The sequence below is a fragment of the Photobacterium sp. genome (assembly GCF_057456235.1).
Map to the genome: position 1 here is coordinate 1 of NZ_JBVCPH010000029.1, position 10225 is coordinate 10225.

Consider the following 10225-nt stretch of genomic DNA (forward strand, 5'->3'; position numbering starts at 1 on the left):
GGGGAAGGATTCGAACCTTCGAAGGCGGAGCCGTCAGATTTACAGTCTGATCCCTTTGGCCACTCGGGAACCCCTCCACAAGTGCGGAGCGGATAATAACAAACATTTAGATGCTGTAAACCCTTTTCCTTTGAAATTATGTGCGCTTGCTGGAATTTTCATCACATCGAAGGTTCTAGTACCTCAATCTGCAGATTTGAATGAATTCAGCGGGCATTTGAGCGATCCGTCATCCCGGAATTGAGACACCAGCTCTCGGAGGGCCTGTTCCGGTCGTGCTTCTGAGTACGTAAAAGTAGCTGTGCATACTTTATTGCTTAACTTTACATTTCTTTACCCTGCTTCATCGTTGGTTCAGATATCATTGGACCAGGTTGAATTTATTGGTTTTGTTATCATGAAAAAAATGCTGGTTGCTGTATTCGTTGCTGCGGCGTTATCCGGTGGCGGATTGCTGTCTTTTCTCGGTGGTTCGGGTTATCTAAGCCAATCGCAGGCAGCCGAAAAGCAGGTGAATCCTCGGGCAAGTCGTGTTGTGGCGGTCACAACAGGCGAAGTGACGTCACACCCTGTCGCGCAATCTTTATCCCTGATCGGAAAATTAGTGGCCCAGCGCTCGGTCAATGTTGCCACGGAGGTGGCGGCAAAAATCGACAACATTGTTGTTGGGAGTAATAGCCGGGTAGAAAAAGGCGAACTGCTGGTGCAGTTAGATGATGTTAAAACAGAGGCCGCTTTTGATGAGGCGCAAGCTTACTTTAATGATGAAAATCGTAAATACACCGAATATGAACGACTGGTAAAGCGTGGTGCGATTACCCAGACCGAGCTGGATGCCCAGCAAACGAGTGTGAATATTGCGCAGGCCCGATTGAAAGCCGCGCAAGCTGAACTGCAAGATCATGCTATTCGCGCGCCATTTTCCGGTACCGTCGGCTTAATCGACTTTAGTCCGGGTCATATGGTGACCGTGGGAACCGAGCTGTTTACTCTTGATGATCTGTCTGGCATGCGGTTGGATATTCAGGTTCCTGAGCAGTACTTATCCTATCTGATGGTCGGTATGACTGTTAGCGCGACGAGTCAGGCCTGGAAAGGGCAGACATTCAGCGGTGAAATTCAAGCGATTGATTCTCGGGTGCAGACGGATTCCCTCAATATCAAAGTGCGGGTTATGTTTGATAACGCAGACGGAAAATTAAAACCCGGCATGCTGATGGCGGCCAATATCGGTTTTGTTCCTCAAGAGGCTGCAATTATTCCGGTTCAGGCCTTGGAATACTCGGGAACTAAGCGATTCGTTTATTTAGTCGATGAGCATGACATTGCCCGGCGAACAGAAGTGGTGCTTGGTGCCCGGATTGACAGTGAAGTGGTGATTGAATCAGGGGTTGAGATCGGAGAGCGGATTGTGGTGCAAGGTCTGGTCAATATGCGAGATGGCTTGCAGGTGAATGATTTGACCGCCAGTAAGCCTGGAAACAAGACAAAAAGATCGGAGGATAATGCCTGATGTGGTTATCTGATGTTTCCGTTAAGCGACCGGTCGTGGCAATTGTACTCAGTTTGCTACTATGCGTGTTCGGCTTTGTCTCGTTTACAAAACTGGCTGTACGTGAGATGCCGGATGTCGAAAACCCGGTCGTCAGTGTCAGAACAACCTATGAAGGGGCATCTGCCACCGTCATGGAAAGCCAGGTGACGTCGCCGATTGAAGATGAGTTATCGGGGATCAGTGGTATCGATAACATTACCTCGGTCACGCGCAACGGCATGTCCCGGATCACCATTGAATTCAATATGGACTGGGATCTGACGGAGGGAGTCAGTGACGTGCGCGATGCGGTGGCCCGTGCCCAGCGTCGCCTGCCGAATGAAGCGAAAGATCCCGTGGTTTCGAAAGATAACGGTTCCGGTGAGCCTGCGGTCTATATCAACCTTTCATCTTCAGAGATGGACCGTACCCAGCTGACCGATTATGCCCAGCGGGTGCTGGAAGATCGCTTCAGCCTGATCAACGGCGTGAGCTCGGTCAATTTGAGCGGTGCGCTCTATAAGGTGATGTATGTGAAGCTCAAGCCTGAGCTGATGGCCGGGCGAGGGGTGACCACCAGCGATATTGTTAACACCTTAAAAAATGAAAACGTTGAATTACCCGGCGGTGAAGTACGTAACGATACAACCGTGATGTCTGTACGTACCGCCCGCTTGTATCAAACCCCTTCTGATTTTAACTATCTGGTGGTGCGCACCGCGGCCGACGGCTCGCCGGTGTACCTGAAAGATGTCGCCGATATAGCCATTGGGGCGGAGAATGAAAATTCGACCTTCAAAAGCGACGGGGTGGTCAACCTCAGCTTAGGTATCGTCACCATGTCAGATGCCAACCCGTTGGACGTCTCAAAAGCAGTACGTGCGGAAGTGGAGCGGATGCAGAAGTTCATTCCGCCAGGCACCAGCCTGACCCTGGACTATGACTCGACCATCTTTATTAATCGCTCTATTGCCGAAGTCTACAGCACGCTTTTGATCACCGGTGCGCTGGTCATCTTGGTGTTATACGTCTTTATCGGGCAGGCAAGGGCGACGCTGATCCCTGCCGTGACCGTACCGGTTTCATTGATATCGGCGTTTATTATGGCTTACTTTTTTGGCTTTTCTATCAACCTGCTGACTTTGATGGCGTTGATTTTGTCTATCGGCCTGGTGGTTGATGACGCCATTGTGGTGGTGGAAAATATTTTCCACCATCTGGAAAAAGGTGAATCGCCACTGCTGGCCGCTTATAAAGGCACCCGGGAAGTGGGCTTTGCGGTTGTGGCAACGACCGCGGTACTGGTGATGGTCTTCCTGCCGATCTCCTTCATGGAAGGCATGGTGGGGCGTCTGTTTACCGAATTTGCCGTATTGCTTGCCATGGCGGTGATCTTCTCCTCGCTAGTCGCGCTGACATTAACCCCGGTACTGGGCAGCAAGATGCTGAAAGCGAATGTAAAACCGGGCAAATTCAATCTGTGGATTGATAGCCAGTTTGCTAAGTTAGAAGGCATGTACCGCGCAGTGGTGACAGCAGCGGTTAAACGTCGCTTCATCGCCCCGGTCGTCGTGGCGGGCTGTATCGCTGCGAGTTACGGATTGATGCAGGTTGTGCCTGCGCAATTGGTTCCGCAGGAAGATCGCGGGGTGTTGTTTGCCTTTGTTAAAGGTGCCGAGGGGACCAGTTATAACCGTATGGTCGGCAATATGGATGAAGTAGAAAGCCGTCTGTTGCCAATGCTCGGGCAAGGCGTGGTTAAATCGGTCAGCCTGCAAGCGCCTGCTTTTGGTGGCCGTGCTGGCGATCAGACCGGTTTTGTGATTATTCAGCTGGAAGACTGGGAAGATCGCAGCGTCAACGCTCAGCAGGCCTTAGGTATGGTCAGCAAAGCATTGCAGGGTATTCCAGATATCTGGGTCAGACCGATGATGCCGGGTTTCCGTGGCGGATCGTCAGAGCCCGTGCAGTTTGTACTGGGCGGATCGGATTACAATGAGTTGTTCAAATGGGCGACTCAGTTGCAGGACATCGCAGAAAACAGTCCGATGCTCGAAGGCATGGATCTTGACTACGCAGAAACAACCCCGGAGCTGGTGGTAACGGTAAACCGCCAGCGTGCTGCTGAGCTGGGTATTCCGGTTGCGGACATTGCTGAGACACTGGAGATCATGCTCGGCGGCCGCAGTGAAACGACATTCGTTGAACGTGGTGAAGAGTATGATGTGTACTTACGCGGTGATGAGAACAGCTTCAACAGTTCGGCCGATCTGAGCCAGATCTACCTGCGAGCGGAAAATGGCCAGCTGATCACCCTTGATACGGTGGCAGATATTGAAGAAGTGGCCTCACCGCAGAAGCTGAGCCATACCGAGAAACAGAAGTCGATCACCTTGAAAGGCAACCTCGGGGCTGGTTATACCCTGGGTGATGCGCTGAATTTCCTTGATGAGCAAGCCATTGAGATGCTGCCGAGCGATATCACCATCAATTATTCCGGCGAGTCGAAAGATTTTCGCGAAAACCAGAGTGACATCTTCCTGGTCTTCGGGCTGGCGCTACTGGTGGCCTATCTGGTACTGGCGGCCCAGTTTGAAAGTTTCATTAACCCGCTGGTGGTGATGCTGACGGTACCCATGGGTATTTTCGGTGGCATGGGCGGTTTGTGGCTGATGGGGCAGGGGCTGAATATCTACAGCCAAATCGGGATGATCATGCTGATTGGTATGGTAACCAAAAACGGGATCCTGATTGTCGAGTTTGCCAACCAGCTACGCGATAAAGGTGTTGCGTTTGAACAGGCAATCATTGACGCCTCGGTGCGCCGTTTGCGTCCTATCCTGATGACGGCTTTTACCACCCTGTTCGGTGCTATTCCGCTGATCCTCTCAAGTGGGGCCGGCTCTGAGAGTCGTCTCGCCGTCGGTACTGTGGTGTTCTTCGGTATGGCCTTTGCGACGTTGGTGACCCTGCTGGTGATCCCTGCGATGTATCGTCTGTTGTCTGGCAAGACGACTTCGCCGGGCCATGTCGCCGCGCAGCTGGAAAAAGCCATACAGCATGACTATATAGGTCGCGCCAGTCACGGTGATTTGCCAGAAGTAAAAGAAAGTTAATATTGGTGAGGTACTCATCTTGTTTGAATCGGAAACCGCCTCAAGGGGCGGTTTTTTGCTGCATTGAACATAATTTCTCTTCCAGTACCCGATGGGATTGGTAGAATCAGAGGGTATAGTCAATTAAATACCCTTGATCGCGTTGCGAAACGCTCATTAAAGAAGAAACCCATGTCACAGAATCAGTCTGAAAACCATGCTTTGTCTGAAAAACAGGATAAACCGGTCCGATTAAATAAATTTATCAGTGATACAGGCTTTTGCTCACGCCGTGAGGCGGACAAGCTTATTGATCAAGGACGAGTCACCATTAATGGCCTGTCACCTGAAATGGGCACCAAAGTGCTGCCAGGTGACGAAGTACTGGTGGATGATAAGCCGCTGCGGGCCAAAGAAAAGCCGATCTACATTGCGCTGAATAAGCCGACCGGTATTACGTGTACCACTGAGCGCCACATCGAAGGTAACATCGTTGATTTTATCGGCCATCGCAAGCGTATCTTTCCTATCGGACGCTTAGATAAGCCGTCTGACGGTTTGATCTTCCTGACCAATGACGGTGATATTGTTAACAAAATTCTTCGTGCCGGTAACTCGCATGAAAAAGAGTATGTGGTGCGTGTCGATAAGCCGATCACTCAAGAGTTTTTAGACAAAATGGCGTCAGGGGTGGAAATCTTAGACACCGTGACTTTGCCGTGTAAAGTGAGCAAAGAAACTAACTTCTCCTTCCGTATCGTGCTGACGCAGGGCTTAAACCGCCAGATCCGCCGTATGTGTGAAGCGTTAGGCTATGACGTGTATAAACTGCGTCGTGTTCGTATCATGAACATCACCATCGATGGCCTGCCTAATGGTAAATGGCGTTATCTGACCGATGATGAAATTGTCGATATTAACCGTCTGATCGCTCAATCAAGTGGTACCGAAGAAGCATCGAAGGTCGATAGCAATGGCAAGGAGATCGCCAAAGCAACCGACGCCAAGTTGTTTGATAGTCGCCTGCAAGAGGCGGGCGAGCGCCATATCTCTGCTCGTAATCAAGATCCTTCACGCCCGCGCAGTGTCAGCAATGGCGAAGTGAAGTACAAAACCTACAAAGGCAAGGGAGAGAGTCAGTCTCGTCGCTCGAATGAACGTGACGGTAAGCATGGTGATTCCCGCAATGGCAGCACTGATAGCCGCCGTGGTGGCCGTCCGAATCGTTCTGACAATCAAAACAGCGACCGTCAGGCTCCTCGTGATAACCAATCTCCTCGAGATAAGAAAGCTTCGCAAGAGACTAAGCCAAGCCAAAGCGGCATCAAGAAATGGCGTTCGAAAAGCGAGAGAGGATAAATAGCAGCCCTGGGAAGAAAAGGCCCTGGGCCCTAGGTAAGAACGAAGAAATGAAAATCGTGAGTTTTTATAAAGGCTCACGATTTTTTTATCGAGAAAAGCCAATAAACCGCCAGACAGTAGACTTACATACTTACTCAAGACTCAACGGGCGATTATCAGGGATCCATTTGCGATGAAATATAAAGGGCTTACATATCAAGCTGGTTCTTCATGGCTGGACAATTCCGTGCACAATGGATCCCTGGTCTATTACCTTCTTTGGGGCGATAAATTGGTCATATCAAGTTGATTCTATATCTAGATGTCAGTATTGAGTCTTACTGGGATGACAACCTTTTATTTCATCAAAGGAATATAAATAAATTGAACGCATCATTTTCTATGTGAAACAGTATTAGCCCCAGAACCCCTCTCCCTCCGCTCTGAATATTTTCCCCCTTGCATTCCGCCTGCTGAATTTGCACTATGTAGTGACTGACAAAATGAATGAATAATGACATTCGGACGAATAGACAGAGGAAGTAATGGCAGGCAATACGATTGGACAACTATTTCGCGTCACCACTTTTGGTGAAAGCCATGGTCTGGCATTAGGCTGTATTATTGATGGCTGTCCTCCGGGTCTGGCATTGACCGAAGCAGACATGCAGCACGATCTTGATCGCCGTCGTCCGGGAACATCTAAGTACACGACACAGCGTCGTGAAGCAGATGAAGTAAAAATCCTTTCCGGTGTATTTGAAGGCCAGACGACAGGTACGTCTATTGGCCTGCTGATTGAAAATACCGATCAGCGTTCAACAGACTATTCCAACATCCAGGATCTGTTTCGCCCTGGCCATGCCGATTATACCTACCACCAGAAATACGGAGTACGTGATCACCGTGGCGGTGGCCGTTCTTCTGCCCGAGAAACGGCGATGCGTGTTGCTGCCGGTGCAGTAGCAAAAAAATATTTAAAGCAGTTACATGGCATTGAAGTGCGTGCTTACCTGTCGCAAATAGGCGATGTAAAAATCGATAAAGTCGATTGGGATCAGATCGCTCAGAATGCATTTTTCTGTCCGGACGCTGATAAAGTCGATGCTTTCGATGAGCTGATCCGCAAGCTGAAAAAAGAAGGCGATTCCATTGGTGCCAAACTGACAGTGGTGGCCAGCAATGTGCCAGTTGGTTTAGGTGAACCGGTTTTTGACCGTCTGGATGCTGATATCGCTCACTCATTAATGAGCATCAATGCCGTCAAAGGGGTCGAAATTGGCGATGGCTTTGGGGTGGTTGAGCAACGTGGCAGCCAGCACCGTGACGAAATGACCTTGCAGGGTTTTAAAACCAACCATGCTGGTGGCATATTAGGCGGGATTTCATCGGGTCAGGATATTATTGCCCACATTGCACTGAAGCCGACTTCGAGCATTACCGTACCGGGCGAGACAATCACCAAGCAAGGCGAATCGGCGGAAGTGATCACCAAAGGTCGTCACGACCCATGTGTGGGGATCCGTGCGGTACCCATTGCAGAAGCAATGCTCGCGATCACCTTGATGGATCATCTGCTGCGGCACCGCGGCCAGAATGCCGGTGTCGTGACAGAGACGCCGAAGATATAGTTTAGAGACGAGGGACTAGGAGCTAGATTAGAGGGGCGAGTTTTTAGAATCTCGCCACTCGCTACTTGTTTTCCTAGTTTCTCGCTACTTGCTTCTCGTCACTCGACTCTTCTAACCTGAATACCGGTAATCGCCAGCTCCATTGTACCGCGGCCATGCGGGCAACAAATCCCACCACTAACGTCGAAAGGGTCGCGATCATTTCTGGCACGGCAAAAAACATCATGCCGTAGTACATGCTGCCGGCAAGAAAAGCAACCGATGCATAAAGCTCCTTATGGAGCACCATGGGTTGCTGGCGGCAGATAAGATCACGTAGCAGGCCGCCGAATATCCCAGTGACCACCGCAGAAACAATACAGATGATCGCCGGCAAACCCATATCCATCGCAATACGGCAACCGATGATACTAAAGACAATCAAGCCAACCGCATCAAGAATGATGAAAAATTTATGGAAGCGTACGACCCATTTAGCAATAACCGTCGTTAACAAACCGGCAAGGCAGGTGATCACAAGGTATTGAGGGTTTGCCACCCAACCTAAAGGATAATGGCCCAGCAAGACATCACGTACCGTCCCGCCACCAATCGCAGTCGCACTGGCAACCAGCATAACACCAAACCAGTCCATATGACGTTTACCCGCAGCCAACGCACCGGTCATGGCTTCGGCAGTAATACCAATTATATAAAGTGTTGTTAATAGCATGAGAAATATTCAGTATAAATAAAGAATGAAAAGGATAGGTGGATTGTATTTGTGATTTACGTTTGATTCGAATGAAAAGATTATCTCCATGCATTACCTGTATTCATGGTTGTGGAAGGGCGATTCCATGGCGTTCTAGTTTGAGTAGGTAGCAAGAGGCGAGTAACAAGAAGCGAGTGTTTGAGGTGCTAGAAAATCGTCCATGAGCCTTTTCTCGTATATAATCAGTACCTAAATGTGTTATCTCTCAATGTGGGTATCGGGTTAATCGGAGAAGACGGACATTGACCGTTTCAATCTTATGCGTTTAGATACTCGTATCTCGTACTTCGAACCTGAAATAACCATGCCCCATAATTACGACGATCTCATTCAAATTTTTAACGACATTTTTAGCGGTAGTTTCAACACTGAGTTAGTGCTGGGTGGTGATGAGCCGATCTATTTACCCGCTGATGACAGTCACTCCCGTCACCGTATTATTTTTGCGCGTGGTTTCTTTGCTTCAGCCATGCACGAAATAGCTCACTGGTGCATTGCCGGCCCGCAACGTCGTTTGCTGGAAGACTATGGTTATTGGTACGAACCGGATGGCCGAATAGCTGAAGTACAGGCAGAGTTTGAAAAAGTCGAAATTAAACCCCAAGCAATCGAGTGGATCTTGTCCGCCAGCTGTGGTTTTCGATTTCAGGTCAGCTGTGATAATCTGAGCGGCAATTGCGAGCCAGACCGAATAGGTTTTACCAATAAGGTACGGGAACAGGTACTTGTCTACCTAGCTCAAGGTATACCAGAACGCGTAAGAATTTTCTCAGAGGCGCTGCGTGAGCATTACCATATTGCCCCTTTGCAACCAGTAGATTTTCAAGCGTCAAATTAGAGATGAGTGTTTAGAGGCGAGTTTCGAGTAATACGTATCTAGAAACTAGTCCCTCGAACCTAGGTCCTACAATTTTAATAAAGAGAAAAAGCGATGATCCAGCAATACGAAGAGAAGCTATTAACCTTGATCGATCTGATGGTAGAAACGGCATCAGACGATCAGCTATTTGCTGGGGGCTACCTCCGCGGTCACATTTCACTGTCAGCAGCGAGTTGTGAGATGGAAGGCATCAGCTCGGTAGAAGCGATGAATCAGGCCGTTGATGCCAGCCTGACTGAAGCGCAGTCAGAGCTGAATCCTGCTGATCGACTAATTGTGAAAGAAATGTGGTCTCAACTGCAGCAGAGTGTTTGAAAATTGTTTAAAGGTTGATGGGTAATATAATAATAGCGCCATTAAAATGGCGTTGTTATTATAGACATTGACGGATTCTATTATTTTAGCTGTTTATTTTTCTGTGCTTAAATATTTGCGTTTATAGTCAGAAGATTTCGCAAAGATAAGAATTGGAATAATCACAAATAAAAAACCCGCAGCATATTCTATATTCTCATTGGCTAATAGCTGATAACAGCTGGTTGAGAAAATACCGATAATAATCAGTATGTTAGCCTTGTGGGTGTATGGGTGGCTCACTGAAAAATGGGCATATTTTCTGAACATAATTTTTAAACTCGTCTACAAGATATTATAAATGTATATATGCCACTGATTTAGTAATTATTATTTTTTAATGGCAAAACAGTTAATAGTTAATTCTATTGAAAATATGGAATTTGTCTGTAATGTTTTTTGATTTTTACGTATAAAATCACGGTATTTAGTACTATAAATAAAATAATAGAAGTGAGTTTCTAGAAGCGAGGGGCTAGGAGGGGCGGTAAGAGCGGACCTATGGCCCTGAGGCTCTATGGGAAAAGCGAAGTTGTGCTGTAATTTGATTGACATCCATGTAAGTCAATTGCACGCTGCCCAGAACCCCAGAACCCCAGAACCCCAGAACCCCAGAACCCCAGAACCCCAGAACCC

Annotated in this window: 7 protein-coding genes; 6 read left to right on the forward strand and 1 reads right to left on the reverse strand. The window is 48.4% G+C overall.

Translation table 11 applies throughout. The features are described from left to right. Positions 1-397: 397 nt before the first annotated feature. The 4 genes from AC2204_RS20345 to aroC all read left to right on the forward strand — a co-directional run bounded on the left by AC2204_RS20345 (position 398) and on the right by aroC (position 7601). Positions 398-1513, forward strand: a complete 1116-nt coding sequence (locus tag AC2204_RS20345) for an efflux RND transporter periplasmic adaptor subunit (protein WP_318927721.1) — start codon at positions 398-400, stop codon at positions 1511-1513. Beyond that, positions 1513-4650: a multidrug efflux RND transporter permease subunit gene (locus AC2204_RS20350; RefSeq protein ID WP_318927722.1), complete on the forward strand. Its 3138-nt coding sequence runs from the start codon at positions 1513-1515 to the stop codon at positions 4648-4650. Before AC2204_RS20345 ends, AC2204_RS20350 begins: the two co-directional genes overlap by 1 nt. 171 nt (positions 4651-4821) lie before the next feature. Continuing rightward, complete coding sequence (rluF, locus tag AC2204_RS20355; RefSeq protein ID WP_318927723.1) at positions 4822-5988, forward strand: 23S rRNA pseudouridine(2604) synthase RluF; 1167 nt, start codon at positions 4822-4824, stop codon at positions 5986-5988. A 527-nt stretch (positions 5989-6515) separates the two neighbouring features. Then, positions 6516-7601 carry a chorismate synthase gene (aroC, locus tag AC2204_RS20360; RefSeq protein WP_318927724.1) on the forward strand — a complete coding sequence of 362 codons (1086 nt, stop codon included), beginning with the start codon at positions 6516-6518 and terminating at the stop codon, positions 7599-7601. A gap of 73 nt (positions 7602-7674) precedes the next feature. Here aroC and AC2204_RS20365 read toward each other — a convergent pair whose 3' ends face one another. After that, entirely contained in the window at positions 7675-8313 is a 639-nt protein-coding gene (locus tag AC2204_RS20365) for a trimeric intracellular cation channel family protein (protein ID WP_318927725.1), read from the reverse strand. 346 nt (positions 8314-8659) lie between these two features. On the opposite strand from AC2204_RS20365, the gene AC2204_RS20370 reads away from it, so the two are divergent. Further along, positions 8660-9193 carry an elongation factor P hydroxylase gene (locus AC2204_RS20370; protein WP_318927726.1) on the forward strand — a complete coding sequence of 178 codons (534 nt, stop codon included), beginning with the start codon at positions 8660-8662 and terminating at the stop codon, positions 9191-9193. 93 nt (positions 9194-9286) lie between these two features. Beyond that, positions 9287-9550, forward strand: coding sequence for a YfcL family protein (locus AC2204_RS20375; protein ID WP_318927727.1), 264 nt, complete (start codon positions 9287-9289; stop codon positions 9548-9550). Positions 9551-10225: the final 675 nt, after the last annotated feature.

Coding starts and splice junctions, on each gene's coding strand:
- AC2204_RS20370 (WP_318927726.1), top strand. CDS start 8,660: ATGCCCCATAATTACGACGATCTCATTCAAATTTTTAACGACATTTTT.
- rluF (WP_318927723.1), top strand. CDS start 4,822: ATGTCACAGAATCAGTCTGAAAACCATGCTTTGTCTGAAAAACAGGAT.
- AC2204_RS20350 (WP_318927722.1), top strand. CDS start 1,513: ATGTGGTTATCTGATGTTTCCGTTAAGCGACCGGTCGTGGCAATTGTA.
- AC2204_RS20345 (WP_318927721.1), top strand. CDS start 398: ATGAAAAAAATGCTGGTTGCTGTATTCGTTGCTGCGGCGTTATCCGGT.
- AC2204_RS20365 (WP_318927725.1), bottom strand. CDS start 8,313: ATGCTATTAACAACACTTTATATAATTGGTATTACTGCCGAAGCCATG.
- AC2204_RS20375 (WP_318927727.1), top strand. CDS start 9,287: ATGATCCAGCAATACGAAGAGAAGCTATTAACCTTGATCGATCTGATG.
- aroC (WP_318927724.1), top strand. CDS start 6,516: ATGGCAGGCAATACGATTGGACAACTATTTCGCGTCACCACTTTTGGT.